The sequence below is a fragment of the Rossellomorea sp. LJF3 genome (genome assembly GCF_037046045.1).
Lineage (GTDB): Bacteria > Bacillota > Bacilli > Bacillales > Bacillaceae_B > Rossellomorea.
The window spans coordinates 105,144-132,118 of record NZ_JBANLY010000007.1 but is presented as its reverse complement, the minus strand read 5'-3'; the positions used below and the strand labels follow the sequence as shown (position 1 = coordinate 132,118).

Sequence of the window (26,975 nt, the reverse complement as noted above, 5' to 3'; positions counted from 1 at the left end):
TTTGAGCAAGAAACAGTAAATGATTTTACATTCGACAAAGCTAAGAAGTTTGACCGTCTTTTTTCGACATCATTCGAACATTTCTATGCACAACCTGTGTATAACTATGTGCATAAGTCATCATTAGTTGTGGAAAATACGTAAACTTATACACATTTCGTCAAATTTCTTGTGAACAAATCCTATGCATTCGATTTCAAACTGTGAATAACCATTGGAGATGTTGTGTTATTCACATAATTCACCCTTTATCCACAATTCAATCATTTCTCCCCACATTTCCTTTTCGTGAATTATTCATCTAGGCATATATCCAATAATTGATTGACTATTCAGTCTATTATTCTATAAGCTTTTTAATAGATTCAGCAAAACTACATAAGCACAGGAGGAATGTATGAAAAAATCAAAATGGTTAAAAGTTGCAGGCAGTCTCAGTTTAACGGGGTTCTTACTAGGATCCGCCATGACACTATTGTCCCCATCCCTTTCTTCTCAAGGAATTGCACGTGCTGCCACGGTGGATTCGTCCGAGTTACAGGAAGCATTCCAACAAGCCGCGCAAGAATTTGACGTACCCGTTGAAATACTCCTTGCAGTGGGTTATAACATGTCGTTATGGGAGCATCATGACGGAAAGCCAAGCGCTTCCGGTGGATACGGGCTGATGCATCTGACGGATGTCAATGTTGATAGTATGGAAGACCCTGACACAACGGACGCTCCGCTTCATATGTTTCTCTCAGGAAAAGAAGACGTTCCCATGCAGGGTGTTGTACACACTGAAAAGCAATCAGATATTTCTCTTTCAGATCCTAACCTTCACACATTAACTGCGGCGGCGGACCTGCTCTCCCTCCCATCCGGGGATCTAAAAAAAGATAAAAAACAAAACATCCGCGGAGCTGCGGCATTACTTGCAAAGTATGCGGATCAGACGGTCGGTAAAACGCCGACGGGCCTTGACGATTGGTACGGGGCCGTTGCCAAATACAGTGGTTCTTCTGACAAGACAGGAGCAAGGGATTTTGCCGATCGAGTGTTTGAAACGATCAACAATGGAGCAGCGAAACAGACAGAAGATGGCTCTTCCATCCATCTCGCTCCAAAACAGATCACCCCGGATAAAGAAACCATCAAGCCATTACACTTAAAATCAGATGACGGAGAAAACAAGGCCGATTGTCCGAAAGGCCTTGCCTGCCATTATGTCCCTGCAGCCTACAAGAAAATCAATCATGACGGGACATTCTATGAGTGGTCTTACGGCAACTATGACAAAGCCAATCGTCCACATGATAACCAGGAGATCAAGTACATCGTCCTCCACGATACAGAAATCAGCTATGATCTAACCAAAACCGTGTTTCAGCGGGAAACCACCCAGGCTTCCGCCCACTATGTGATCCGCTCTGCAGATGGCGATATTACTCAAATGATCGATAATAAAGATGTAGCATGGCATGCGGGCAACTGGTATTTCAATTCCAAGAGTATCGGGATCGAACATGAAGGAATCGCCATTGAAGGGGCAGACTGGTACAACGAGCAGCTGTATCATGCCTCCGCACGCTTAGTGAAGCATCTATCAAGGGAGTACAATATCCCGTTGGACCGCGACCATATCATCGCCCATGATGAAGTGCCGGGTACATCCGCAGCCAGACAGTCCACCATGCACTGGGATCCGGGCCCATTCTGGGATTGGGCACACTATATGAAGATTTTGGGGGCACCCCTAGAGTCGGGCAAGAAGCAAAAAGACGTAGTCCAGATCAATCCGAATTTCAACAAGAACATGCCGGATCTTCAGACACCGACCGGTGAACCCGTTCCAAAGCAACCGGCAAACTTCGTCTACCTGTATAGTGCGCCAAGCTTTGATGCTCCCCTTATCAAAGACGCGGCACTGCCAAATGCCCATCCTTTAGATGCGTCGAATTGGGGAAATAAAGCAGTGACAGGTCAAACGTTTTATAAGGCAGAAAACCAAGGGGACTGGACAGCGATCTGGTATGGAGCACAAAAAGCGTGGTTCTATAATCCAAAAGGAAAAAACACCACAAAAGGTTCAGGGATCGTCATCACCCCGAAAGAAGGGAAAACGGAAATCCCAGTTTACGGTTTGGCTTATCCCGAAGCAGAAGCATTTCCTGAAGGCATTCCGGTTAGAGGGATGGATGTACTTCAATATAAACTCACCCCGGGCCAGAAATATGTCGCAACCGAGAAGGTGAAAGGAAGCTACTACAGCGCACCTGTTTATACGTACAATCCTGAGACGACCCACAAGATCGTCTGGGGAGACGACGAATTTTACCTGATTCACCTGAATCACCGCCTTGCCTTTGTAAGAGCTGAAGACGTGGATGTTGTGGATAATTCCAAGCATCAGCATCACCATAAACGATAAAAAAACAAGGCCGTCCCAAAGGATGGCCTTGTTTTTTGTCGTGCCTATGCACTTCTCTTCGCTTTTTTCATCATCCGGTCACTATACCAGAATCCGGCGGTGAGCGATGCCGCGTCTATGACTATGAGCAACCAGGAATCCGTATATCCCTTCGACACCGAAGCCGCTATGAGGGCAACGGTCAGGATCAAGCCGACATAATGATTATACGTCACCCGTGTGAACAGAACGACAAGCAATCCCGGTAAAAATAAGCCTAAAATAATTTTGGACACGTTCAACTCTCCTTGTAAATAAGGGAATAACACATATTCTACCGAAGTTTCCCCTATCTGGAAAGGGGGTTCTTATTCTTCAGCCTCCCGGATCAGTTTCTGTGTCCGTTCTTTCAGCTCATGATGGGGGATGAATTTTTCGGACAGCATATCAGGAAGGATGTATTCAAGGAAGTATCGGACGCATTCCATGTCCTTAAATTTGACGATGGTGGTCAGTGCCTCCTGGTAGATTTCAATAAACAACGGTTCAGGATTTCCTTTTTGGATTTCCCCGAAGGATTCGTATAAAAGGTCGATTTTATCTGCGACGGATAAAATCCTTCCTTCCAGGGTCTCATCCTTCCCCTCTTTAAAGCGTTCCCGGTACACTTCCTGGAATTGCGGAGGAAACTCCGTTGTGATGAATTTATTCACCATCTGATCCTCCACCTGGCTGAAGAGCTCCCGTAATTTCCCCGAAGCATACTTCACGGGTGTCTTGATATCTCCGGTGAACAGTTCTGCGTAATCATGATTCAATGCTTTTTCATAGAGGGCTTTCCAATCCAGTTCTTTTCCGTTCTGTTCCTCCACCGTCCCAAGAAACTGGGCGATTTTCGTTACTTTAAAGGAATGGCTGGCCACATTATGCTCGTGATATTTGAAGCGACCCGGACACCGGATGAGGGTCTCGAGATCTGATAGGCTTTTAAAATAATGATGAATTCCCATGGTATTCTCCTCTCACTGATTATGTTTACTTTATGAAAATAGTATCAAGGAGAGTCGGCCGATGCAAAGATTGGTGGCTTATCCTATGGCTCTTTTCATATGTAGTGTTGCTTATAATGAAGCGAGTAGTGGTTGATTTCCGCTCCAGGTGCTCGCTTTCCGCGGGGCTGGCGGTGAGCCCCTTCCGCCTCAATCAACTTTCTAAGTGTAAGTATTTTACTATATCCAAGGTAGATATTCTATTCGTATAATTCCACCTTATTTTCTACAGTATGATGTTCTACTTCTCTTACTAATATGGTATTTTACGGTGGAATGATACGTGCGGATTGCTTGTCCACATTTTTTCAGGATAGTATGGGGTGATAAAAACACCCCCTCATCTCATGAGGGAGTGTTTGTGACTTTATATGAGACGGACGGAAACGACGCCGGTGATGTTTTTCATTTTTTGTTTCACTTCGGCCTGTTCATCGTCCGCCAGTTTCTGGTCAAGGTCAATCATGGTATACGCCCACGTGTTTTTACTGCGATTGATCATATCGGCGATGTTGACGGCGTAACCTGAGAGGACCGTGGCGATTTGTCCCACCATGTTCGGGATATTTTGATGCATGACCGTCACTCTCATCTTCCCGCTGTACGGAAGCTCGACGTCCGGGAGGTTGACGGCATGCTTGATATTCCCTGTTTCAAGATAGGTTTTCAGCTGCTTGGTGGCCATGATGGCACAGTTTTCTTCCGATTCGATGGTAGAAGCACCGAGATGAGGGACCGGCACGACATTTTTCATGGCGAGGACCCTTTTATTCGGAAAGTCCGTCACGTATTTCCGGACGACTTCTGATTCCAGCGCCCCGCCCATGGCATCCTCTTCCACCAGCTCACCCCTTGAAAAGTTCAGGATCGTCATACCTTTTTTCATTTTCCCGAAGGCCTCTTCGCTTACAAAGCTTGCCGTTTTGTCCGTCAGAGGGATGTGCAATGTGACAAAATCACACTCTGCCCACACCTCTTCAATGTGATGGGCCCGCTTCACATCCTGGGATAAACGCCATGCAGCGTCGACGGAGATAAATGGATCGTAGGCGACTACATCCATCCCGAGGGCAAGGGCATCGTTTGCGACGAGGACACCGATCGCCCCCAAGCCGACGACCCCGAGCTTCTTCCCTTTGATCTCACTTCCTACGAATTCCTTTTTCTTCGCTTCTACGACACCCGGGACATCTCCTTCCGACTCCTTTAACGAGTTTGTCCAGCCGACTGCGGAATACAGGTTACGGGAGGAAGCGATCAAATTGGCGAGGACCAGCTCCTTGACGGCATTGGCATTGGCCCCCGGTGTATTAAAGACGACAATCCCCTTTTCCGTACAGAGATCGATGGGGATATTATTGACACCTGCTCCTGCACGGGCAATGGCCTTGACGGAAGCGGGAAAATCGTAATCATGAAGGTTTTTCGATCTGACGAGGATTCCATCCGGGTCCCCGTTCCCATTAAGATGATAGTTCAGGTCGTCCTCGATCAGTGATAATCCGCTTTGACTGATGGCGTTGTACGTATTGATTGAAATCATTCTCAACATCCTCCTCGATCAGATTCAAATTTCCTCATGAAATCGACCAGCGATTCCACTCCTTCAAGTGGCATGGCATTGTATAGACTCGCCCTCATTCCTCCCACGGAACGGTGACCTTTTAAAAATTCAAACCCCTCCGCTTTGGCTCCCTTTAAAAAATCCGCATCCAGTTCATCACTGCCCGTCGAAAAAGGAATGTTCATCAAGGAACGATTTTTCTCCGTAACGGGATTGTGGAATAATGATGATTCATCAATACAGTCGTAAAGAAGAGCGGCTTTCCTCTCATTATGCTCCTGCATCCCTTCCACTCCGCCGTTCTTCTTCACCCATTCCAGCACAAGTTTCAGAACGTAGATGGAAAAGGTCGGTGGCGTATTGAATAGGGAATCATGCTTCACATACGTTTCGTAGTTCAGCATGGTCGGACAAGAATCAGGTGCTTTCCCGATCAGACTGTCGTGAATGATGGCCACGGTCACACCGGATGGGCCCAGGTTCTTCTGGGCACCGGCATAAATGAACCCGAAAGAGGAAACGTCTATTTTCTCAGACAGGATGTGGGATGACATGTCAGCCACAAGGGGAATGCCTCCTGTATCGGGATACTGATCGAACCGGGTTCCCTCGATCGTATTATTGGAGGTGATATGTACATAGCTTGATTCCGGTGAAAAATCTTCTGGTGTATAGGTCGGGATTTCAAAGGGTTCTGTAAGAGACAGCGTTCGGACCTTCCCGACTTTCTCCCCCTCTTTAACGGCTTTCTTCGACCAGCTTCCTGTCACGATGTAATCCGCTCCCTTTCCTTCACCAAGAAGATTAAGAGGGATCATTGAGAACTGAAGGGAAGCTCCCCCCTGCATGAAAACCACTCTATAATCCTCAGGAATCGAAAGCAGTTCACGCAATAAACTTTGTGCTTCTTCTATTATATTTTGGAAAGGGGCAGACCGATGACTCAATTCCATCACAGACATACCCGTTTCACGGTAATTCAATAACTCGTCTTGAACCTTCTTCAATACGGGCTCAGGCAACACAGCAGGACCAGCAGAAAAGTTATACACACGCTTCAACAACAGCACCACCAAAAGTTCAGAATTTTTCAACAGTATAATCCCGGGCAAGACTTTCGTCAATATCAGTAACCCATGATGAAAACGCTTAATAAGATGGTTTTTAGCCTCATGCGTGGTCATGGATGAATTCTTGCTGGTTTTATAAAAAAATCGACTTCCCCGCTTCACCTTTAAGGCAAAGCACGAAAGCCGATGACACAGCTATTAACCTGTTAATATATCTTCCTTTGGATAGCGGATTTTTTCTTTGTCAGGTCGTGATAGGGAAAACGCCAGGGTGAGGGGGCCGAGTTTCCCGACGAACATGACAATGATGATGATCCATTTTCCGATCACGGAAAGGGAGGCCGTTATCCCCATGGAAAGACCCACCGTACCGAAAGCGGAGACCACTTCAAAGAGCAGGGACAGGAATGAGGCGTGCTTTTCCGTCATGTCGAGGAAAAACAGAGCCGTAAACACCAGGAGTACACTGATCATCGATACGGCCAGTGCTTTAAAAATATACGTCTGATCAATCGTACGCCTGAAAATACGAATCTCTTTTTTCTCTTTTAGAAATGCAAACACGCTTAATGAAATCACAACAAAGGTGGTCAGCTTGATCCCCCCACCTGTCGAAGCACTCCCGGCCCCGATGAACATGAGCAGGATCGTCAGCAGAAGCGTGGACCGCTCCATACTTCCATAATCAAGGGAGTTGAACCCTGCCGTCCGGGGAGTGACCGCCTGAAAATAAGAAGCAAATAGTTTATCCGGAAGGGGCAGCTGCGCCAGGGTATTCGGGTTATTATACTCCATGATGAATATCATGATAAAGGCAAAGATGTTGATGAAAAAGGTCCCAAGCACCATAATTTTCGTATGGAGAGACAATTTCCGTATTGTTTTCGACTTCCACAGATCCACCAAAACGGTGAAACCGATCCCTCCCAGGATGAAGAGAAACGAAATCGTCAAATTGACGACGGGATTTCCCACATACCCCGTTAAACTGTCCGACCAAAGGGAAAATCCTGCATTATTAAATGCCGAAATCGAATGGAATACGCTGACGTACAAGCCTTTTTTCCATCCATACTCCGGTACCCATTCCGCAGCCAGAAGAATGACGGCAACCCCTTCCACAATAAAGGAAAAGAGAAATAAATATTTCACAAGCTTGATGACCCCGCCTACGGAAGTCTGATTCAGTGCCTGCTGCAGGAGCAACCGTTCTTTGAATCCGATCTTCTTACCGAGCATCAGAAAGATTAATACCGCAAAGGACATGATGCCGAGTCCCCCGATCTGGATCAGGCTCATGACAACCACTTCCCCGAACAGAGTGAAAGCCCCTCCCGTATCCACCACGGCAAGACCCGTCACCGTCATGGCGGATGTGGTCGTGAACAATGCGTCGAGCCATGAGATATGTTCAGTGGTGGCAAACGGAAGCTTTAACAGCCCCATTCCCAATATGATGAAAAATAGAAAGGTCACAACAAGAAGTTGCGGCGGACTTAACCGGATGACCTTTTGCTTCATCCCTATACACCTTCTTTTTCAAATCGATTAATATCCCGGTTGTGTCCTATGACGATCAGAAGATCCTCTATTTCAACCACCTCATCGGCAGAAGGGGAGACGATCACTTCCTCCCCGCGATGGATGGCGATGATATTACAGCCGAACTTGGCCCGGACGTCGAGATCATTCAACGTTTTATTCGCTACCTTCTTTGAAGCATAGACCTCTACGATGCTGTGTTCTTTCGACAGCTCGATATAATCGATGATCTTTTCAGACGTGATATGGTGGGCGATCCTTCTTGCCATGTCCCGTTCCGGATGAATGACCTTATCGGCACCGATCCGGTCCAGTACTTTCTGATGGTAAGAATTCGATGCTTTCACCCACACTTCCTTGACTCCCAGTTCCTTGAGAAGGAGCGTGGTGAGGATACTTGCTTCGATATTATCGCCGAAGGATACGATCACGTGATCGAAGTTCCTTAAACCAAGTGATTTCAAAACCGACTCATCCATGGCATTGGCCTGCACCGCATGTGTGGCGATGTCGATGTAGTGCTGTACGACATCATGATGAATATCGATGGCCAGCACTTCCACATCCAGATCAGCCAATTCCTGAACCAGATTCCCTCCAAATCTCCCTAATCCAATAACGGCAAACTGCTTTTTCATGATGAAATCCTCCAAAACCTTTTTTATAGCTTAACCAATTACTGCCTGACTTTACTACCATATTAAACAACGCAAAAAGACCACCAGGAACTAAGCCTGTGGTCGTCCAGATCACAAGTATCATCCTCTCCCAATACGCTTACGGAGTTAGCTGACGGATTCGGGTCATGGAAGTAGCCCTACCTTTCAATGGAAAGGATTCACCCCTGAAACTTGTGGGTCCCCCGCTTCAATAAATGAATTAAGCGATAAAGAATATTCATTTGATGATAGATATATTACTCCTCAACACAGGGGTTGTAAATAGGTTTTTTGTAAAAAATCCTTACCGGAAAAACAGGCAAAATTATCTTCATTCATCCAACATTTACTGTTCGTTAAATAGGTTTGCTCTTTCGTTATCGAGGGAATAGCATACATAAGTCATACGAAATTTGAATCAGAAAGGAAGAAGCGTTTATGGCAGGAATTTCATCCATTACTTCATCAACGGAAAGCAATGAAAGTTCATCCGTTTCATCTAATGATATAAAGCCCTGGATCAAGGGATTTGCACGAATCGGTTATATCTCAAGAGGGATTGTCTATATGCTCATCGGGGCATTAGCTGTGATGGCGGCACTCGGGATAGGGGGGAGTACATCGGACTCGAGCGGTGCCTTTGCGGCCGTGGCGAGCAAACCGTTTGGGGAAGTCCTTCTCTGGTTACTTGGAATAGGGCTGATAGGGATTGTCCTATGGTGTCTCATTCTGGTCATCCAAGATCCCGATCATGTGAAAAACGGCGGGAAGTCCCTATTTAGGAGACTGACAAATGCAATCAGTGCAATTGCCTATGGGTCCTTGGCGTATAACGCCTTTGCCATCGCCATACACGCTAAAAGTTCAGGATCGGGTTCCGAACAGACTTTGTCAGCCAAACTATTGGCACAACCATTTGGACAATGGGTCGTCGGGATTGTCGGACTCATTATCATTGGATTCGCACTCTTTGAAATTCATAAAGCCTATACCGAGAAGTACACCAACAAGTTCAAGCGCAATGAAATGAACAATAAAGAATGGGAACTAGGAAGAAAAACGGGGAAACTCGGAATATTTTCACGTGGCCTCGTCTTCTTACTGATTGGATACTTTTTTATCCAGACGGCCATCACGGCAGACCCTGATAAAACCCACGGTCTCGACGGGGCATTATCCAAACTCGCGCAGCAGCCTTTCGGTCAGTGGTTACTGGGAATCGTCGCAGTCGGACTCATCTTCTATGGAGTCTTTCAAATATTATTGGGAAAAAACCGTCATATGACGATTTATTAAGATTAAAAAGGAGCGGCCGATTTGGCAGCTCCTTTTCTCTATTCATTTTATCAACTTACTCCAGGTACCTAACAGCCCTGGTGTAAGAAAATGTCCGAGCTCCTTCTTATATATTAGTGTGGTTCGGTCTGTTCTAAACACCGAGAAAGCATGCCCCGTAAAGTAATGCTCCTGCAATTACATAAGCAGGACTCACTTTCATTTTCTGAAGCAGAACATAACTGCAGACTGCTATCAACCCGGTTTGCACAATTCCAATCCCCTCATAGGCATTCATGAAAAATCCAATCATCATGATTCCTAACAAAACGGCAATGGTTGGACGAACCAAACTTGTCATCCGCTTTACCTTTGGTGAATCCTTGTATTTCATTAATAATCCAAGAAGCATGATCATCAATATCAAGGATGGGGCAACAGTCGCAAACACCCCTATACCTGCGCCAAGAATCCCCCCTTGCTGATAGCCGATATAACCTGCCATTTTAGTCGCTATAGGTCCAGGAAGCGCATTTCCAAGCGCAAGGACTTCACTGAATTCGTTAACAGTCAGCCATTCGTAGCGATCGACTACCTCATTTTCCACAAGTGGAATGGAGGCTGGTCCCCCTCCATACCCCAATATTCCAGGAATGAAAAAGGCCAAGAAAATATGAATATAAATCATGATGCTTTCACCTGCTTTTCCTTACTTGGATTTCTGGCAAGCAGGGCAAATCCAAGTAGTGAACCAATCACGATAGCCGGGTGAACTCCTAAAATAGAGAGTAATAGTACACTTCCCGCCAGCAGAACAATGGTCACTTTCCACCCCATATTTTGTTGAGATTTTTTCACAAATTCCCACGTCAATACTCCAAGCATCACACCTACCACTGGAACCACAGCACTTGCCATCCCTTGCACCCAGTTCTTGTTTTTATAGGTGTTCAGAACCGTAAGGAGTAAAACCATCAATACAATGGTGGGAATGATCGTTGCTAACACGGCATTCAACATCCCCAGGTACCCACCGACCCGAAATCCGATATACCCCGCCATCTTGGTTGCAATCGGACCCGGTAGTGCATTTCCCAGTGCCAGAACATCCGAGAATTCATCATCATTCATCCATTTGTACTTCTCCACCACTTCTTTGTGTACAAGAGGAATGGAGGAAGGTCCCCCTCCGAATCCCAACATTCCCACTCGAAAAAAAGCAAGGAATATATGCAATTGCTTCATGATGCCACCCCCTCTTCCACTCAATCAATAATTATTAATCACCAAGCTGAAATCGCTCCATCTGTTCTCGACTCGGTACCACCCATCAGAACCCCTGAAACGGGATTTCTCCAAATGATTTGCCCCCTCCCGAAAGCCCCTGAATCTGTCGCCACTTGAATGTGATGCCCCCTCCTCGCTAATGCCTGTGCAATGTGATTTGGGAAATCCGGTTCAACGATTACTTCCTTATCCTTTACCCATTGCCACCTCGGTGCATCCAGTGCAGCTTGCGGATTCAAGTGGAAATCAACCGTATTCATCACTACTTGGAAATGTCCTTGGGGCTGCATATATCCACCCATTACACCGAATGGGCCTATCGCCGCTTCTCCTTTCGTCAGAAATCCTGGAATGATCGTATGATATGTTTTCTTTCCGGGTTTGAGTGCATTGGGATGTTCTTCATCCAATGAGAAGTCATGCCCCCTGTTCTGCATGGAAATACCGGTACCCGGAATCACAATACCTGAACCAAACCCCATATAGTTACTTTGAATGAAAGAAACCATATTTCCCTCCTCATCAGCTGTAGCCAGGTAGACCGTTCCGCCTTTTTGGGGCTGATATTCTTTTGGGGTGATCGCATTTTCTTGAATCATTTCCCGCCGCGAGCTTGCGTAGTCTTCAGATAACAAGTGTTCCACAGAAACCGGCATTTCTTTTTCTTCTGTGATAAAGGCTTTTCCATCAGTAAAGGCAAGTTTCATGGATTCGATTTGTTTGTGATATGTATCAACGGCGTCTTTTTCTGATAAATGGAAACCCTGCACGATATTTAGTCCCATTAAGGTCACAAGCCCTTGACCGTTAGGAGGAATCTCCCAAACATCGTAGCCTTTGTAGTTGGTCGATATCGGAGTCACCCATTCGGCTTTATAGTCGGAAAGATCTTCCTTGGAAAGGTAACCGCCACACCTCTCGACATAGGAAGAAATCTTTTCAGCGAGCTCTCCCTTATAGAAACTCTCTCCATTCGACTCTGCAATCAACCTGAGAGTCCGGGCATGACCTGGTGATGACCATACCTCTCCAATATGAGGAGCCCTCTCATTAGGGGCAAATGTATCGAACCAGGGCTGGAATTTTTGATCATCTTTAAACAGTTCCCTGAATTTCTTATAAGCCAACCCCCAATACTTCCCTAGCACAGGACTGATTGGATACCCTTCTTCAGCATATCGAATCGCTGGTGCCAGCACCTCATTTAATGGAAGCTTACCAAATTTGCTTGAAAGCTCCGCCCATGCTGAAGGGGCACCTGGAACGGTTATAGGGACAGCTCCATGGACAGGCATTCCGTCATGCCCTTTCCTCTTAACATCTTCAATGGAAATACCTTTTGGAGAAGGTCCGCTTGCATTTAAACCATGAAGTTTTCCCTTTACCCAAACCAATGCAAAGGCATCACCGCCAATTCCATTGGATGTAGGTTCAACGACTGTCAGCGCAGCCGCAGTTGCAATCGCAGCATCTATCGCATTTCCGCCATTTTGTAAGATTTCCAGTCCTGCCTGAGATGCAAGCGGCTGAGAAGTTGCCACCATTCCCTTCTTTGCAAAAACGGTATTCCGTATAGAAGAATACGGTTGATATAAATGATCCATTTTCATAGAACTTCCCTTCCTTTTTCGACATGATGACATGCTACATAATGTTGATCTCCCATATCACGCCAAACGGGTTTCTTTTGCTTACATATCTCTGAGGCAATCGGACAACGTGTATGGAATGTACATCCAGTAGGAGGATTTGCAGGATTCGGGATTTCCCCTTCCAAACGGATCCTCTTCCGGTTCCTCTCGATCGAGGGTCGGGGGATGGATGATAAGAGTGCTTTCGTATAAGGATGCAATGGGTTTTCATAAAGCTGTTTGGCAGTCGCCAGTTCAGCAGTGTTCCCTAAATACATGACCATTACCCGATCACAGAAATAACGTACCACCCCGAGATCATGAGAGATGAATAAATAGGTCAGCCCGTATTTGGACTGAAGAGTCTTTAATAGTTTCAGAACTTGCGCCTGTACGGATACATCCAGGGCAGAAACGGCTTCATCACAAATAACAACAGAAGGATTCAATGCTATGGCACGCGCGATTCCTATCCTTTGGCGCTGTCCCCCACTGAATTCATGTGGATATCGATCATAATGCTCTTCTTTCAACCCTACCTCTTTAAGCAACTCGGTTACCTTTTCTTTACGACTCTTGCTGGACAACTTCGTATGCATGATAAACACTTCTTCAAGAGCATCCCCTATACGCTGCCTTGGATTGAGGGAAGCATATGGGTCCTGAAAAATCATTTGCATTTGCCTCTTGAAGGGCAGCCGGTTACGGTCAGATAAATGCTGAAGCTCCTGTTCGCGAAAAATCACCTTCCCTTCCGTCACAGGCTCCAATCCCAGGACAGTTCGGCCTAATGTAGATTTTCCACAGCCTGATTCCCCGACTACACCTAAACTCTCACCCTCAAACATTTCTAAACTGACATCTTCTACTGCTTTGACATGGCCTTGAACTTTTTTGAGTAATCCACCTTTGATGGGATAATATTTTTTTACACTTTCTAACTTAAGTATGGACGATTTTTTGACGGTTGTCGGCACCTTCGTCTACCTCCTGTAGCCAGCATTTCACTCTGTGGTCTCCGGGCAATTCAACATCATTCGGAATTTGGACGGCACACTTTTCCATCGCATAAGGACATCTAGGATGAAAGCGACATCCATTGATTTCTTCATTAATATTTGGTAGTGAACCGGGGATCGCCTCAAGTTCAAAGTCGGGTTCATCCAAATTGGGTACAGAATTCAATAATCCTTTTGTATAGGGGTGCTGCGGGTTTTCAAAGATGGATTCTACTGATCCCTCCTCTACTTTTCCCCCCGCATACATGACCATCACACGATCTGCAACCTCTGCCACTACCCCCATATCATGGGTAATCATCATGACACCCATGCCAAGCTTATCTTTCAAGTCCTGTATCAAGTCCAGGATTTGAGCTTGAATGGTAACGTCCAGCGCAGTAGTAGGTTCATCCGCTATGAGTAACTGGGGATGACAAGCGAGTGAAATGGCAATCATGACTCTCTGCCTCATACCCCCGCTCAGCTCATGGGGATATTGTTTCATTCTTTTTTCAGGATAAGGGATTCCTACTTGTTTCAACAATTCAATGCCCTGTATATGAGCCTTTGATTTATTTAGCTTATGATGTAAAATGAGCGGTTCTCTCAATTGATATCCAATTGTTAACACAGGATTAAGAGCCGTCATCGGTTCCTGGAAAATCATCGATATTTCTTTACCCCGAACTTTCCTTAACTCCTCTGGAGACAGCCTGTTTAAATGGCGATCCTTAAATTCAATGCTCCCTTCCTTGATGAAACCGTTGCTTGGCAGGAGACCCATTACGGAAAGTGAGGTAATGCTCTTTCCACATCCAGACTCCCCTACGACACACAGGGTCTCCCCTTTTTTAATCGAAAACGATACCCCCCGAACTGCAGACACTTCACCTTCTGATGTTCGAAAAGCTGTGACCAGGTTCTTTACAGATAATAGATCTGTTGTCATCCTTACCCCTACTCTCTGTAAACGTTGTATAACGACCATTGACCAGTCGGATCTAATGTAAGACCTTTTACTGATTGATCCGTCGCTGCCGTTACCACTCCATGATTCATGACGATGACCGGTGCATCCTTGACAATTAATTTATTTGCTTCGTCGAGTTTCTCAGCACGTACATCTTGATCAACATTTTCTCTCGATTCATTAACGAGTTTATCGAACTCAGGATTACTGTATCGGACTCGATTGGACGAACCTACATTATCCGAATGAAAGTTTGGATACAACAGCTCACTTCCATCTGACGTTGTATTAGACCAGCCCAGGAACGTCATATCATATTTACCATCACGGGCTGTATCTAAGAACGTTCCCCATTCCATTGTCTCAATAGATACTTTTAAACCAGCCTCCTGGAGCTGAGATTGGGCAATCTCTGCCATTAGCATATAACTATCACGATTTGCTACTAATATCGTAAACTCTTTATCTCCAAAGTTATTCTTTTTCACGAGCTCCTTCGCTTTTTCCAAATCATGTTGATACCCTGCTTCGTTTGCTGACTCATCATATCCGAAGACCTTTGGACCGATTACACTGTTCCCTGCAATGCCAAGTCCATTCAACTTTTTTACGTATGCTTCACGATCGAGTGCATAGGCAACCGCTTGGCGAAACTCGGGATTGTTCATCGGCTCTTTTTCCATATTGAATCCCATATAGTAAACAGGTGTCCCTTCCTGTTTCGAGACCTCTACATTTTTTAAAGACTCAACACGTTGCAATTGCTCTGTAGGAATGGCATCAATAAATTGAACCTTCCCTGTTTGGAGCATAGAAATTGCCGTCGTCACTTCCGGTACCACTTTGAAAACGACTTTCTTAAGCTTTGGTGCATCCTGCCAATAATTTTCATTTTTCTCGATTACAACCTGATCTCCCGGTGTCCAACTTACGAATTTAAAGGGGCCGGTTCCGACAGGTTCCTTCATTAAATCTTGAGATTCATCTGCTGCCGGACTGACAATTGATGAATTTGTATGTGACAACGCTGCCAATAATGGGCCATATGGATATTTGGTTTTAATTTCAACTGTATATTCATCTACAACATTCACTGATTCAATGGGCTCCAAGAGTGACGCACGGGGTGCAGCTGTTTCAGGATCCATAAATTTATCGAATGTATATTTAACTGCTTCTGCATTAAAGTCCGTTCCATCATGGAATTTAATATTTTCTTTTAGTTTAATAACCCACGTTTTATCGTCAGGTGTTTCATAGGATTCAGCCAGCAGCGGCTCCATTTCCATTGTCTCCGGATTCCTCGTAAAGAGAGTTTCATAGACTTGTTCAATGACGTTTGAGGAAACCGAATCGTTTGTTAATATTGGCGAAAGACCCACAACATCAGAGGTTGTTGCGTACGTCAACTCCTGAGAGACTTCCCCGCTACTTTTGTCACCACTTCCACTTGAACTGCTTGAACATGCTGTCGTAAAAACTACTAATAATCCTACCAATGTAATAAGCCACTTCTTCATCATATTTCCCCCTCTATTTTTATTGATTTATATTCATATTTGGATCAAGTGCATCTCTTAAACCGTCTCCGACCACATTAAATGCGAATACGATCAGCATGATGGCAATTCCCGGTACGATCGTCATATGCGGTGATGTCCACATGAAATTCTGTCCTTGGGCAATCATTGCGCCCCATTCGGGTGTTGGCGGCTGTGCCCCTAACCCCAGATAGCTGAGGGCAGCCGTTGATAAGATGGCCGTTGCCATTCTCATGGTCGCGAAAACAATGATGGGGGCTATACAGTTAGGCAGAATATGTTTCACCATGATACGGAGATCGCTCGCCCCAAGTGATTTCATCGCTAGAATATACTCTTGCTTCTTCACCGATAATACTGATCCCCTTACGATACGGGCACATGTAGGTATGGACCAAATACTAATCGCAATCGCCACGTTCACTAGACTTGTTCCAAGAACGGCGATGATAAGCATAGCGAGGAGGATTCCAGGAAAAGCAAAGAGTAAATCCACAATCCTCATGATGAACCCATCCAGCTTGCGGTAATAACCCGAGAGGAGACCAAGAGTTACCCCTCCAATCAGACCCAGACTTACAGCCGTGATCCCTACAACAAGGGAGATTCTCGCCCCATAAACGATCCTGCTCCACATATCACGGCCGTAGTTATCTGTTCCCAACCAGTGTCCTTCCGAGAATAACGGCAATTCACTTGCCGCCAGATTCTGTTTAAGCGGTCCGTGGATCGTAATAAGTGGTGCTGCTAGAGCCAGGAATATTTGTAGAGTAATAATGATCAATCCCATTACTGCTAATTTATTTCTCAATAAACGCTTTCCGGTTGTTACCAGGTATTTTTCCTTTTTCTTCAATGGAGCAGTATTTTTCACAGAGTTAGTTGTCACTACTTCAGCAGCCATTTCCTTCTCACTCCTCCCTTCTATTAATCGTAGCTAATTCGTGGATCGATAAACACATAAATAATATCTACTAACAAATTCACAAGGACAAAGAGCGTGGCCACCAGTAAAACAGAACCTTGAACCATAGGAAAATCCCTTGCGGCTATCGCATCAATCATTAACCTACCCACACCATTGATGGCGAATACCTGCTCTGTAATAATTGTCCCGCCAAGGAGGAAACCAAAATTCAATCCAATGACGGTAATCACAGGGATCATCGAATTCTTTAGTGCATGAATCCAAATGATTGTTTTCTCTTTCAATCCTTTTGCCCTGGCTGTACGTATGTAATCTGCCCGAATGACTTCAAGCATCGATGAACGACTCATCCTGGCAATCATTGCAGCTGAACCCGTGCCCAATGTTATCGCAGGAAGAATCAATTGCTTTATCCCTTCTATTGTCCAAAAAGGAGAATCAAGCCCTCCAACGGGTAAAATCTGTAAATTCACTGCAAATACGAGTATCAGGATGGTACCCAACCAGAAATTTGGTATGGAAATACCAGCCAATGCAACAACAGTACTGGAAACATCCAGCCAAGAATTTTGTTTAAGTGCTGAAATGATCCCAGCAGTTAGACCGATAACGATTGCAACAATCATACTTGCAATGGCGAGATTCAGCGTATTCGGAAATCTGACAGCGATTGCTTCGGAGACAGATTGCTTCGTTTGATAGGAATAACCAAAATCACCTTGAAATACTCCCTTCATATAATCCCAATATTGGACCAGAAACGGGTCATTCAATCCAAGATTATCGCGAATGGCGGCAATATCAGAATCTGTTGCCGTCGGACCTCCGATAATGGATGCCGGATCTCCCGGGGCAATATGCATACTGCCGAATACCAGGAATGATATACCGATGAGTAAAAGTAATAGTTCAAAAAATCTTCTTGTGATAAGTGCTGCCAAAATGATCAACCTCCTTTTCCAGATCGTATTATTTCACTCAAATTAAACTTACGTTTGTTAGGATAAATTTAATATTAACCTAACAAACGTAGTTAATTTTATGTTATTGACGATTATATCGGATACCGAAAGGAAAATCTACACATTTTTCTAAAAAATTTATTTATTTTGAATATTTAGCTTTCAAGGATGCATTTTCAGAAAAAAAGAGCTTACCAAATGAATGGTCAAGCCCTTTTGCCTATAATTTTAGTCCACTTCTACTTTTGAATCTTCTTAGTAAAATGTGACTTTCTACTCTGGAAATCCCCTCCAGAGAATACAGTTCATTATTCACAAACTTCTCTAATGCTGTAAAATCTTCGACAAGTACGTGCATATGTAATGTACTTGGTCCTGTCATTTGATAGCAACTTGCTACACTGGGATTATCAGCTAATGTCTGCGCGACCTCTACTAAATAAGCTGGTTCACAGTCCACTTCAAAAAAAGCTGAAACTTGCTTTCCCACTTTTTCCGAATTGATTACTACACTAAAACGCTCTATTACACCGTTTTCCATTAACTGATGTACCCTCTCCCTGACAGATACACGTGAAAGACTCAACTCTTTTCCAATGTCAGCGTAAGAAAGTCGTCCATTTTCCGTTAACAACTGCAATATCTTCCGATCAATATCATCAATCTTCATCCATTCACCCCATAAATCTAACAGTTAATATTTTAACAAAGTAAATTCATTATAACGATAAACAAGTTTAGAGAAAAGGGAGTATCAGAATTTTCCAAAGATATTAGAGTCCTTTATTCATAGGTAATTGGTTCTAAAACGAATGAATACTCATGTCGATTTTAATTAAACAAATAGAAGGACCTCCGACTAAAAGAGGTCCTTCTGACTATAGTATCTTTAAATATTGGAAGTTCTTACGAAACCTGATGATGCTCCCACCCTGAAGCTTCATCGGCAAAAATGATCCCCAGTTCATGATGATCACCTTCATAGAGGGCTCCCTGTGTAAAACGGTTTTCACCGTTCGTCCCCAGAACCTCCAGTTTACAATAGGCTCCGTTTTTTTGCAGCGCTTCATAAAATGCCCGTTCCGTATTCACGTCGACACCGTTCACCTTCAGGACGATTTCCCCCACTTGAAGGGTCAGTTTCCTGGCAGGTGATCCTGGGAGGATACCGAGGATCATGACGCCATTTGGCTGGCGTTTGAAGAAATAAGGCTTTGAATCATCCGCATTTCGGGTACGGTAAGCAATCCAGGCCCGGCCAAGGATGGCTACAGCTGCTGCACCGATTGAAAACAGCGGGGCCCAGAATCCTGCTACAGCCAAGGTCAATACGAATGCACCAAGCCAGAACACACGGGAACCCGTATGCTTGATCGCGACTTCAGGCAGCGTGCTTTTCACCAGCTGCTGAAACCCGAGAAGAAACGGTACACACAATAATGAATACGTTTCAGTTCCCAGGGTATATACCGGCCACCATTCAAATGGAAGGGTCAATGACCCCGTGGGTATCAGTACAAACATAGGGACGAGCCATAACTTCTTCCCGAGCTGGGCCCCCACCTTCAAGCCACGTGCACTTTTAAGCAAGCGGGGTGATGTGTGCTTCCAGCCATTCAGTACAATTAGGATGCCTTCGATCATCGTCAATACACCGAGGAGGACGACGATGGAACTGAGCAGTCCCAGATTCAGGCTTTCCACATATGTATTCACGTAAGGGATGTCCCACTGAAAATAATCCACCGCGACTAAGATGAAGTAGGAAATGCCTACTGTGATGGTCGCTGACAAGAGTTGAAAACGACCCGTCAACGCAAACAGGATCGACACAGCTCCGATGAGGATGAGACCGGCGAAAGGAATCACCACTCCCGCTCCGACTGTCACCACAGAAAACAGCAGTCCAAGGACGATTCCGTATGAAAATAACACCCGCATATCATGGTACCCGTCCAGCAATCTCGTATTGAAATCTCTCCGTTCCCTCTTCACACGATAATAGCCCGCCATGATAGCGAAAAACACGGACAGATATAGTACAGGATGCAGAAATAATTTCCCCACCCCTTTTAAAATCTCCAGTAACCAAAGCTCAATCAATATCCGTCACCACCTTTTCCAAGAAAATGTGCATTATCTACTATTTTATCAAAAGACGCTGTTAAAACCTATTGCTATTTTAATCAATCGTTTTACGATTCGATTTCATTTCCGACAGCATTCCGCATATTTTCCCGGGAAATGATGTCGATTGAAAGGGAATGGTATCACCGTTTGAAGAAAAAAGAGACGGTGGAAGTTCATCCCATCCGCCCCTATTCCTTATTGAAAATAAGATTTGATACACTCTTTAAAAACGAAAAAGGCAAAACCCATATAATCAAAAGGGGTATCGATTTCCCACTCCAGCATCACTTTTCCCCTCCTTTTATTGTGAATATTGATTCAGCCACTCTTTCAATTCGTTTGATATCCCGGATTTAATCAGACTTGCATGTCCTCCCTTTACCTCTACTGCTACCTTATTCGTGCTAGACACCAGTTCCAAGAGAGGCGTGCTGATCGAGGAAGGAACCAAGTGGTCGTATTGGGAAGAAATCAGATAAAGATTCGAATCGATTTTTTTCAAATCCACTTCTTTGCCGGCGAGTTCGAATTTCCTGGCCATCAGCACATTCTCTTTTACAAAATAGGTGATAATGTCACGACCCATGGCTCCGGTCAAGGAAATATGGTCATTGGTCCACTGATTGAACCGAAGCCAGTAATGGGCATAGTCTGGATCGTAGGCTTTATTTAATAGCGACAAATAGGGAGAATAGTAAATGGGGGAAGTCATTGCCCTCATCCCGTAACGGATCATGGGGGCCGGTATGAGGTCGATTCTTTCCATGATACCCGTGAGATCGATTTCGTCTTTCTTCAAAGCCTGTACCCAATTGTGATAAGCGGGGACTCTATCAAAGTTAATCGGCGTGACAAAAAGAAGCAGGTTTCTTATCAGGAAAGGGTTTAAAGCGGCATAGATGACAGCCAGCGTCCCCCCTAAGCAAAATCCGCAAAGGGACAGCTGGTCTTTCCCACTATGTTGAAGGGCCTTCTTTATGCACGGGTCCACATAGTGAGCCAGATACTCCGCCACTCCTGTTCCTTTCTCTTCCACTACAGGCTCCCCAAAATCAAGAAGATAAACGTCGTATCCTTCTTGAAGAAATTTCCCTATCAGGCTGTGTTCCTTTGTCAAATCAAGGATAGATGGCTTGTTAATATGTGAATATAGTAAGAACACAGGAATATGCCCGTTTTTATTTACAGGGGCATAGTGCCACAATCTACTATTATGGTTCGTCCAGATCTCTTTCCTTGGAAAATTCGGCTGCCACTCACTATCATCTTGCAACGTTTCGACGAAACCCTTCCAACGGGCTCGTTCTTTTTGTTCTATCTCTTTTTTCATGTATTCACTTCCATTCTTTCTTCATTCAGCGTCTGTAAGAGTGAAAGAAGTTGAATGAATTCCAGTACGGTTAGGAATAATTCCAGCCATCGTTTGACGGCCGCAACCACTTCCGGTTCATCCAGTTTCCCTACAATCCACTGATTCAACTCATACTCCACACTCATCCCGATTTTTTTCAGTTCCTCATAAAATTGATCCATGTTTCCCCCTCCTTATACCTGTGCCCGGATGCCGCCATCCACGACTAAGATGTGACCGTTTATATAGTCAGAAGCAGCAGAGGAAAGGAAGATGGCGACACCGTTCAGGTCCTCCCCCTGGCCAAATCGCCTTGCAGGTATATGATGCTTGATCACGTTCCCCTGACTAGCAAAAAGTTCCTTCGTGATTTTGGTTGGAAAGAAACCCGGAGCGATGGCATTCACCTGGATATTATGCGGTGCAAGTTTCACTGCGAGATCCTTTGTGAATGTCATGACTGCACCCTTGCTCGTATTATAGGGAACCGTATCCATGAGCATGGGGTTCGTCCCGCCAAATCCCGTAACGGACGCGATGTTAATGATTTTCCCTGCTTTTTGCCTGATCATGATCCGGGACACTTCCTGGGAAAATAAAAAAGCCCCCTTTACATTGACATCCATCACCTTGTCCCACTTATCTTCAGGGATGTCAGCAAAAGGACCGGCCCAGGACGTCCCGCTATTATTGATCAATACATCGATTCTTCCAAACTCTTTCATCACCGTTTCGACTACATGTATGACATCCGCTTTCTGCGTAACATCACAAGGAATGGCGAGTGACCGTACACCTGAACCAATCAACGTGTCCTTCACTTCTTCACACGCCGACTGGTTTCTCGAACAGATCACCACATGAGCACCAGCCCTCCCCAATGCAAGGGCCATCTCTTTCCCAAGGCCCCGCCCACCGCCTGTGACGATGGCGACTTTATCTTTAACTGAGAACATTCTATCAATCTCCTTTCTAGTAAATGGAAGGTCATTATTATAATAGATAGATTGAGAGAATAAGTGCGGATTCTCCGCTCCATTGAGTCGAAATTGAATCAAATGTCCCCACAAAAAAAGAGACCTCTCATGAAAGAGAGATCTCTGATCTTTACTGATCCTTATTGGCCGTACGTTTTATATACTCCAAGGCTGCCTGCAGCTGCAAATCGTTCTTTTCATCCTGCACAGCTTCAAATATTTCTTCCTGCAGTCTTTCGCCGGTTTTGGCATCAATGATTCCCGTGACGTCGAGGCTTTCCTGAATCTGAAAATCCTTTACGGCTTTAGCGGTTTTCTTACTGAAATAACCATCGACCCGATCAAGGGAGAAGCCTAAACCTTGAAGCATTTCCTGGGCGTTTTTCACCTGTTCATTGTTCATGCCTACTTCCATTGGTTTTTCCACTTGAAGAGGGTGGGCATAGAAGTAGGATGGCTGTCTGACCGGGATATCCGGTTTGATTCCCTTTTTATGAATCCAATTCCCGTTCGGCGTCAGCCATTTGAACATGGTGAGCTTGATATTGCTTCCGTCTCCCATCGGCACTGCCTGCTGAACGGTCCCTTTTCCGAAGCTCTTCGTCCCGATCAGCGGATATCCTTCCGCCTCACTAAGGGCCCCTGCAAGGATCTCAGATGCCGATGCACTGCCCTCATCGATCAGCACCACCACCGGGTACGCTTTTCTTTCCTTACTGTTGGAGAAGGATTTCAGCACCTCTCCGCTTCGTTCCTGGATTTGCACATACGGTTTTTTCTCGGTGACGAACTGTTTGAGGATGTCTTCCACACTGGAAAGGAGACCACCCGGGTTACCCCTCACGTCAAGAACCAATCCTTCTACCTTTTTCTTCTCGAGTTCTGCCAGCTGCTTTTTAAAATCGACGGCGGTATTTTCCGAGAAGGTCGTAATTTGGATGTAGCCCGTCTTCTTCCCATCAACTTCCTTCACATCGGAGATCACCGTTTCAACAGGGATATCGTCCCTCTTTACGGACACTTCGATCGGATCTGAAAGACCCTCTCTCGTAATCTCCAATTTCACTTCCGTACCCTTCTTCCCTCTGATCTTCAACGTGGCTTCATAAAGGTCAAGCCCGTCAATGCTATTCCCATCCACTTTGATGATGCGGTCATTCGGTTTCAGACCGGCTTTCTCAGCAGGTGAATTTTTAAAAGGAGCCACGATGACCAGTTTCCCGTCCATGATCGTGACCTCTGCCCCGATCCCTTCAAAGGAAGAATCCAACGCGTCATTGAATTGAGAAGCGGTCTCCGCATTCATGTACACCGAATACGGATCATCCAAGGTCTTCAGCATCCCCTGGATCGCTCCTTCCACGAGCTGTCCCTTGTCTACATCCTGAAAAAACTTGTCACTGATTAAATCATACGCGACTTCCACCTTGTGAAGCTTATCATTCAGCTCCCCTTTGCCGTTAAACTGGGCAAGCTCGTCCCCGGACCCGGAACTGCCCGTCCACTCCAAGCCGCCATACATTCCTCCTGCACCGATCAACATGCTAATGATGATGGTGATGATGAGCTTTCTGCCCGTCCACTCCATATATTCCCCTCCAGCTTGTCGTTTGTTTATGATATGGATGAGAGCAGCGTACGCATTCCCATCCAACGAAAAAAGACACCACACAAAAACGCGCTTAGGCGGTGCGATGTCTTTGCTTATCTAACTATATGCCGGAGGGGGACGAGTTATGATTGGCAGTGGATTATTTCATGCCCGTCACGATTTTCTGATCTTGATGATTTTTAAGATGAGAAGAGATGATCCCTCCCCATTTCTCAAATTCCACGAGAAACCCGTCATGACCGAATGCTGTCGGGATAAAGTAATGTTCACCTTTAGGAGCTTGTATGGTGAATTCCTTTAAATAGTGGGGAGAATAAATCAAATCACCCTCATAGCTGATCGAGACCAGCTCGCACGGATAGGAATCGGCGACCACTTCCGTACCTCCCCTCCCCCTTCCGATATCATGGGTATTCATCGCTTTAAGGAGGGTAAGATAGCTGTTCGGATCAAATCTCTTTCCGAGTTTCTTTCCTTGATAATCAAGATAGCTTTCTACATTGTATTGCTCATTCGTCCTCTCCCGCTGAAAGCGCCGGTCAAACAATTCCTGTGTACGATAGGTCACCATTCCGACCATCCTGGCAATCTCAAGCCCTTTTAAAATGGCCCCATGGGGATAGTGGCCATTTTGAAAATCGGGATCCCCTTCAATCGCTGTGATCCCGATATGATTGAACGCGAGACCGTAATCATTTAATGCCGGTGAGACGGCGAGGGCGAATACCTTGTTGATATAGGAAGGATAGAGAGCCCCCCATTCAAGCGCCTGCATTCCTCCCAGCGAGCCGCCGATCACCGCTTCGATGTGGTCGACGGACAGCTGTTGGAGTGCTTCATATTGGGCGTGGACCATGTCCCGTATGGTAATGTGCGGGAAATCCGGTCCGTATCGTCCTCCTGTTTCCGGATTTGTGGACGTCGGTCCCGTACTCCCTTCACATCCCCCTAACACATTGAAAGCAATCACATTGTATAGATCGGTATCAATGTATGAACCGGGGCCGATCAGTCCATCCCACCAGCCCCGATCCTCACTCGTTCCTTTCACAATATGGGTTCCGGTGAGGGCATGGCAAACAAGGATGACGGGGCCTTCTTTATTGCCGGTCCGTTCATAGGCCAGACTTACATTCTGCAACGTGGTGCCTGACTCTAATGTGAGGGATGGGATGGTAATGGAGCTTACTTCGTATGAGTATGAATTCTCCATTCCTCCACCTCCTTTTTTTGGTGTTGGTTGGGGTGTCGGGGCACCCCGGTGAAACCTGTACCTTTTATACCCGGGACGTTTCCAACGCCACTTCAATCGCATGATCCAGATCCTCGATCAAATCCTTCGCAGATTCCAATCCGACGGAAAGTCTTACAAGATCCTCGGTTACACCTGTGGCACGGATTTCCTCATCGTTCAATTGCTGATGCGTCGTGGACGCTGGATGGATGATCAGCGACTTCGCATCCCCTACATTGGCAACATGGGACCAGAGGGAAATGTTGTCTACGACTTTACGTCCTGAGTCCCTGCCCCCTTTGATTCCAAAGACGACGATGGAACCTGCTCCATTTTTCAAATATTTTTGAGCAAGAGCGTAGGACGGATGCTGCGGCAGACCCGGATAAGAAACCCAGGCAACTCCACTGTGCTGATCTAAGTGTTCCGCAATCTTCAAGGCATTCTCCGTGTGACGTTCGATGCGGAGATGGAGGGTTTCCAGCCCCTGCAACAGCAGAAATGCGTTTTGTGGACTTAAGCACGCCCCGAGATCCCGAAGCAGCTGCACCCTTAACTTTGTGATGAAAGCGGCGGCCCCCACATCCTGTGCGTAGCGAAGTCCATTATAGCTTCTATCTTCTTCGGTGAATCCAGGGAACTTCTCATGATTCCAATCAAACTTCCCACCGTCGATGACCACTCCACCGATGGCCGTACCATGGCCGCCGATCCATTTCGTTGCAGAGTGGATGACGATGTCCGCTCCCCACTCGATCGGCTTGCACACATATGGTGTGGCAAATGTGTTATCGATGATGAGCGGGATATGATGGTCGTGTGCCACTTTCGCAACCGACTCGATGTCCAGGACGTGGAGGCTCGGATTTCCGATCGTCTCGGCGAATACCGCTTTCGTTTTCGGCGTAATCGCCTTTCGGAAGTTCTCCGGATCAGTCGGATCGACGAAATGAACCTTGATTCCGTATTTCGGAAGAGTCGTAGAGAATAAATTATACGTCCCACCGTACAGATTGGTGGCTGCCACGATCTCATCCCCTGCCCCGGCTATATTCAGGATGGAAAGAGAAATGGCGGCCATCCCGGATGATACACCCAGGGCTCCGATTCCCCCTTCTAAAAGGGCGAGGCGCTTCTCGAGAACGTCAACGGTCGGGTTCATGATGCGGGTGTAGATGTTTCCCGGTTCTTCAAGGGCGAATAGCTTTGCGGCGTGGTCGCTGTTGTCGAACACGTAGGATGTCGTTTGATAGATGGGTACCGCTCTTGAGCCTGTAGCTGGGTCAGGCTCCTGGCCGCCGTGAAGAAGAAGTGTGTCGAAATCGAATGATTTTGTCATTTGGAATTCCTCCTAGAGTTTTTTAGTTTTTGGATTGGTGTGGTTGGTTGGTTGAGTTCAGCTGCTGAATTGAATGGTTTTTTTCAGCAGTTGAATTTGTGAAGAATTTCAGCTGCTGATTTACAGGATGATTTCAGCTGCTGATTTACAGGATGATTTCACCTGCTGATTTTTCACAGAATATCAGCTGCTGAATATATCCAAACATTCTCCTGCTGAACCCCCATGCAAAAGCCTAAGAAGCCAGAAGAGGATAAAATAAAAAACCCTCTTCCTAAGAAGAGGGTCTAATTGAATAGGGTCCTCCTCTTATCTTTCAGGCAGATCGCCTGCAGGAATTAGCACCTTTTCATGCGACGCATAGTGCGTACATGAAGGTTGCCGGGTTTCATCGGGCCTAGTCCCTCCACCTCTCTGGATAAGAGCATTTAGTTGTCAATGTGAAAATTCATGCGTTGAGA

The 26,975-nt window shown here is 45.7% G+C and carries 24 protein-coding genes and 2 riboswitches; of the genes, 2 read left to right on the top strand and 22 right to left on the bottom strand.

Annotation, left to right across the window (positions count from 1 at the left end; genetic code table 11):
* Positions 1 to 397: 397 nt before the first annotated feature.
* A complete protein-coding gene (locus V8G47_RS09345) occupies positions 398 to 2,413 on the top strand; it encodes an N-acetylmuramoyl-L-alanine amidase (protein WP_336199872.1) in 2,016 nt (671 codons plus the stop codon).
* A gap of 44 nt (positions 2,414 to 2,457) precedes the next feature.
* On the opposite strand, the gene V8G47_RS09340 is transcribed toward V8G47_RS09345, so the two are convergent.
* The 6 genes from V8G47_RS09340 to V8G47_RS09315 form a co-directional block, all read right to left on the bottom strand.
* Positions 2,458 to 2,688, bottom strand: a complete 231-nt coding sequence (locus V8G47_RS09340) for a CsbA family protein (RefSeq protein WP_034764322.1) — start codon at positions 2,686 to 2,688, stop codon at positions 2,458 to 2,460.
* 72 nt (positions 2,689 to 2,760) lie between these two features.
* Positions 2,761 to 3,402, bottom strand: a complete 642-nt coding sequence (locus V8G47_RS09335; protein ID WP_336199871.1) for an HD domain-containing protein — start codon at positions 3,400 to 3,402, stop codon at positions 2,761 to 2,763.
* A gap of 406 nt (positions 3,403 to 3,808) precedes the next feature.
* Positions 3,809 to 4,984 carry a phosphoglycerate dehydrogenase gene (locus V8G47_RS09330; RefSeq protein WP_336199870.1) on the bottom strand — a complete coding sequence of 392 codons (1,176 nt, stop codon included), beginning with the start codon at positions 4,982 to 4,984 and terminating at the stop codon, positions 3,809 to 3,811.
* Positions 4,985 to 4,986: 2 nt separating this feature from the next.
* Complete coding sequence (serC, locus tag V8G47_RS09325) at positions 4,987 to 6,066, bottom strand: 3-phosphoserine/phosphohydroxythreonine transaminase (protein WP_336199912.1); 1,080 nt, start codon at positions 6,064 to 6,066, stop codon at positions 4,987 to 4,989.
* A 207-nt stretch (positions 6,067 to 6,273) separates the two neighbouring features.
* Positions 6,274 to 7,596, bottom strand: coding sequence for a TrkH family potassium uptake protein (locus V8G47_RS09320; RefSeq protein WP_336199869.1), 1,323 nt, complete (start codon positions 7,594 to 7,596; stop codon positions 6,274 to 6,276).
* A 2-nt stretch (positions 7,597 to 7,598) separates the two neighbouring features.
* Positions 7,599 to 8,255 (bottom strand): potassium channel family protein, encoded by a 657-nt coding sequence (locus tag V8G47_RS09315; protein ID WP_336199868.1) that lies wholly within the window; start codon positions 8,253 to 8,255, stop codon positions 7,599 to 7,601.
* Positions 8,256 to 8,375: 120 nt separating this feature from the next.
* Positions 8,376 to 8,513, bottom strand: a riboswitch (cyclic di-AMP (ydaO/yuaA leader).
* Positions 8,514 to 8,714: 201 nt separating this feature from the next.
* Between V8G47_RS09315 and V8G47_RS09310 the strand changes: the two genes are divergently transcribed.
* Positions 8,715 to 9,572 carry a DUF1206 domain-containing protein gene (locus V8G47_RS09310; RefSeq protein ID WP_336199867.1) on the top strand — a complete coding sequence of 286 codons (858 nt, stop codon included), beginning with the start codon at positions 8,715 to 8,717 and terminating at the stop codon, positions 9,570 to 9,572.
* 133 nt (positions 9,573 to 9,705) lie between these two features.
* On the opposite strand, the gene V8G47_RS09305 is transcribed toward V8G47_RS09310, so the two are convergent.
* The 16 genes from V8G47_RS09305 to V8G47_RS09230 form a co-directional block, all read right to left on the bottom strand.
* Complete coding sequence (locus V8G47_RS09305) at positions 9,706 to 10,239, bottom strand: chromate transporter (protein WP_336199866.1); 534 nt, start codon at positions 10,237 to 10,239, stop codon at positions 9,706 to 9,708.
* Positions 10,236 to 10,796, bottom strand: coding sequence for a chromate transporter (locus tag V8G47_RS09300; protein ID WP_336199865.1), 561 nt, complete (start codon positions 10,794 to 10,796; stop codon positions 10,236 to 10,238). The genes V8G47_RS09305 and V8G47_RS09300 overlap by 4 nt, the downstream gene beginning before the upstream one ends.
* Positions 10,797 to 10,834: 38 nt before the next feature.
* On the bottom strand, positions 10,835 to 12,448 hold the full coding sequence (locus V8G47_RS09295; protein ID WP_336199864.1) for a gamma-glutamyltransferase family protein: 1,614 nt from the start codon (positions 12,446 to 12,448) through the stop codon (positions 10,835 to 10,837).
* Entirely contained in the window at positions 12,445 to 13,446 is a 1,002-nt protein-coding gene (locus V8G47_RS09290; protein ID WP_336199863.1) for an ABC transporter ATP-binding protein, read from the bottom strand. The genes V8G47_RS09295 and V8G47_RS09290 overlap by 4 nt, the downstream gene beginning before the upstream one ends.
* Positions 13,412 to 14,419 (bottom strand): ABC transporter ATP-binding protein, encoded by a 1,008-nt coding sequence (locus tag V8G47_RS09285; protein WP_336199862.1) that lies wholly within the window; start codon positions 14,417 to 14,419, stop codon positions 13,412 to 13,414. Before V8G47_RS09285 ends, V8G47_RS09290 begins: the two co-directional genes overlap by 35 nt.
* A gap of 8 nt (positions 14,420 to 14,427) precedes the next feature.
* Entirely contained in the window at positions 14,428 to 15,960 is a 1,533-nt protein-coding gene (locus V8G47_RS09280) for a glutathione ABC transporter substrate-binding protein (protein ID WP_442970818.1), read from the bottom strand.
* A gap of 19 nt (positions 15,961 to 15,979) precedes the next feature.
* The gene (locus tag V8G47_RS09275) at positions 15,980 to 16,885 is read right to left on the bottom strand and encodes an ABC transporter permease (RefSeq protein WP_336199860.1); all 906 of its coding nucleotides are present in this window, start codon (positions 16,883 to 16,885) and stop codon (positions 15,980 to 15,982) included.
* 23 nt (positions 16,886 to 16,908) lie between these two features.
* Positions 16,909 to 17,850 carry a nickel ABC transporter permease gene (gene nikB / locus V8G47_RS09270; RefSeq protein WP_336199859.1) on the bottom strand — a complete coding sequence of 314 codons (942 nt, stop codon included), beginning with the start codon at positions 17,848 to 17,850 and terminating at the stop codon, positions 16,909 to 16,911.
* Between the two features lie 241 nt (positions 17,851 to 18,091).
* Positions 18,092 to 18,541, bottom strand: coding sequence for an Lrp/AsnC family transcriptional regulator (locus V8G47_RS09265; RefSeq protein WP_336199858.1), 450 nt, complete (start codon positions 18,539 to 18,541; stop codon positions 18,092 to 18,094).
* 236 nt (positions 18,542 to 18,777) lie between these two features.
* Entirely contained in the window at positions 18,778 to 19,974 is a 1,197-nt protein-coding gene (locus V8G47_RS09260; protein WP_336199857.1) for a PDZ domain-containing protein, read from the bottom strand.
* Between the two features lie 328 nt (positions 19,975 to 20,302).
* Entirely contained in the window at positions 20,303 to 21,331 is a 1,029-nt protein-coding gene (locus V8G47_RS09255) for an alpha/beta fold hydrolase (RefSeq protein WP_336199856.1), read from the bottom strand.
* Positions 21,328 to 21,534: a hypothetical protein gene (locus V8G47_RS09250; protein WP_336199855.1), complete on the bottom strand. Its 207-nt coding sequence runs from the start codon at positions 21,532 to 21,534 to the stop codon at positions 21,328 to 21,330. The genes V8G47_RS09255 and V8G47_RS09250 overlap by 4 nt, the downstream gene beginning before the upstream one ends.
* 12 nt (positions 21,535 to 21,546) lie before the next feature.
* Positions 21,547 to 22,308 (bottom strand): glucose 1-dehydrogenase, encoded by a 762-nt coding sequence (locus tag V8G47_RS09245; protein WP_336199854.1) that lies wholly within the window; start codon positions 22,306 to 22,308, stop codon positions 21,547 to 21,549.
* 151 nt (positions 22,309 to 22,459) lie between these two features.
* The gene (locus tag V8G47_RS09240; protein ID WP_336199853.1) at positions 22,460 to 23,917 is read right to left on the bottom strand and encodes a S41 family peptidase; all 1,458 of its coding nucleotides are present in this window, start codon (positions 23,915 to 23,917) and stop codon (positions 22,460 to 22,462) included.
* 163 nt (positions 23,918 to 24,080) lie between these two features.
* On the bottom strand, positions 24,081 to 25,154 hold the full coding sequence (gene metX / locus V8G47_RS09235; RefSeq protein ID WP_336199852.1) for a homoserine O-acetyltransferase MetX: 1,074 nt from the start codon (positions 25,152 to 25,154) through the stop codon (positions 24,081 to 24,083).
* Between the two features lie 64 nt (positions 25,155 to 25,218).
* Positions 25,219 to 26,514: an O-acetylhomoserine aminocarboxypropyltransferase/cysteine synthase family protein gene (locus V8G47_RS09230; protein WP_336199851.1), complete on the bottom strand. Its 1,296-nt coding sequence runs from the start codon at positions 26,512 to 26,514 to the stop codon at positions 25,219 to 25,221.
* A 306-nt stretch (positions 26,515 to 26,820) separates the two neighbouring features.
* Positions 26,821 to 26,939: riboswitch (SAM riboswitch) on the bottom strand.
* Between the last annotated feature and the right edge of the window lie 36 nt (positions 26,940 to 26,975).

Coding starts and splice junctions, on each gene's coding strand:
- V8G47_RS09345 (WP_336199872.1), top strand. CDS start 398: ATGAAAAAATCAAAATGGTTAAAAGTTGCAGGCAGTCTCAGTTTAACG.
- V8G47_RS09335 (WP_336199871.1), bottom strand. CDS start 3,402: ATGGGAATTCATCATTATTTTAAAAGCCTATCAGATCTCGAGACCCTC.
- V8G47_RS09330 (WP_336199870.1), bottom strand. CDS start 4,984: ATGATTTCAATCAATACGTACAACGCCATCAGTCAAAGCGGATTATCA.
- V8G47_RS09320 (WP_336199869.1), bottom strand. CDS start 7,596: ATGAAGCAAAAGGTCATCCGGTTAAGTCCGCCGCAACTTCTTGTTGTG.
- V8G47_RS09315 (WP_336199868.1), bottom strand. CDS start 8,255: ATGAAAAAGCAGTTTGCCGTTATTGGATTAGGGAGATTTGGAGGGAAT.
- V8G47_RS09310 (WP_336199867.1), top strand. CDS start 8,715: ATGGCAGGAATTTCATCCATTACTTCATCAACGGAAAGCAATGAAAGT.
- V8G47_RS09305 (WP_336199866.1), bottom strand. CDS start 10,239: ATGATTTATATTCATATTTTCTTGGCCTTTTTCATTCCTGGAATATTG.
- V8G47_RS09300 (WP_336199865.1), bottom strand. CDS start 10,796: ATGAAGCAATTGCATATATTCCTTGCTTTTTTTCGAGTGGGAATGTTG.
- V8G47_RS09295 (WP_336199864.1), bottom strand. CDS start 12,448: ATGAAAATGGATCATTTATATCAACCGTATTCTTCTATACGGAATACC.
- V8G47_RS09285 (WP_336199862.1), bottom strand. CDS start 14,419: ATGACAACAGATCTATTATCTGTAAAGAACCTGGTCACAGCTTTTCGA.
- V8G47_RS09280 (WP_442970818.1), bottom strand. CDS start 15,960: ATGAAGAAGTGGCTTATTACATTGGTAGGATTATTAGTAGTTTTTACG.
- V8G47_RS09275 (WP_336199860.1), bottom strand. CDS start 16,885: ATGGCTGCTGAAGTAGTGACAACTAACTCTGTGAAAAATACTGCTCCA.
- V8G47_RS09265 (WP_336199858.1), bottom strand. CDS start 18,541: ATGAAGATTGATGATATTGATCGGAAGATATTGCAGTTGTTAACGGAA.
- V8G47_RS09255 (WP_336199856.1), bottom strand. CDS start 21,331: ATGAAAAAAGAGATAGAACAAAAAGAACGAGCCCGTTGGAAGGGTTTC.
- V8G47_RS09250 (WP_336199855.1), bottom strand. CDS start 21,534: ATGGATCAATTTTATGAGGAACTGAAAAAAATCGGGATGAGTGTGGAG.
- V8G47_RS09245 (WP_336199854.1), bottom strand. CDS start 22,308: ATGTTCTCAGTTAAAGATAAAGTCGCCATCGTCACAGGCGGTGGGCGG.
- V8G47_RS09240 (WP_336199853.1), bottom strand. CDS start 23,917: ATGGAGTGGACGGGCAGAAAGCTCATCATCACCATCATCATTAGCATG.
- metX (WP_336199852.1), bottom strand. CDS start 25,154: ATGGAGAATTCATACTCATACGAAGTAAGCTCCATTACCATCCCATCC.
- V8G47_RS09230 (WP_336199851.1), bottom strand. CDS start 26,514: ATGACAAAATCATTCGATTTCGACACACTTCTTCTTCACGGCGGCCAG.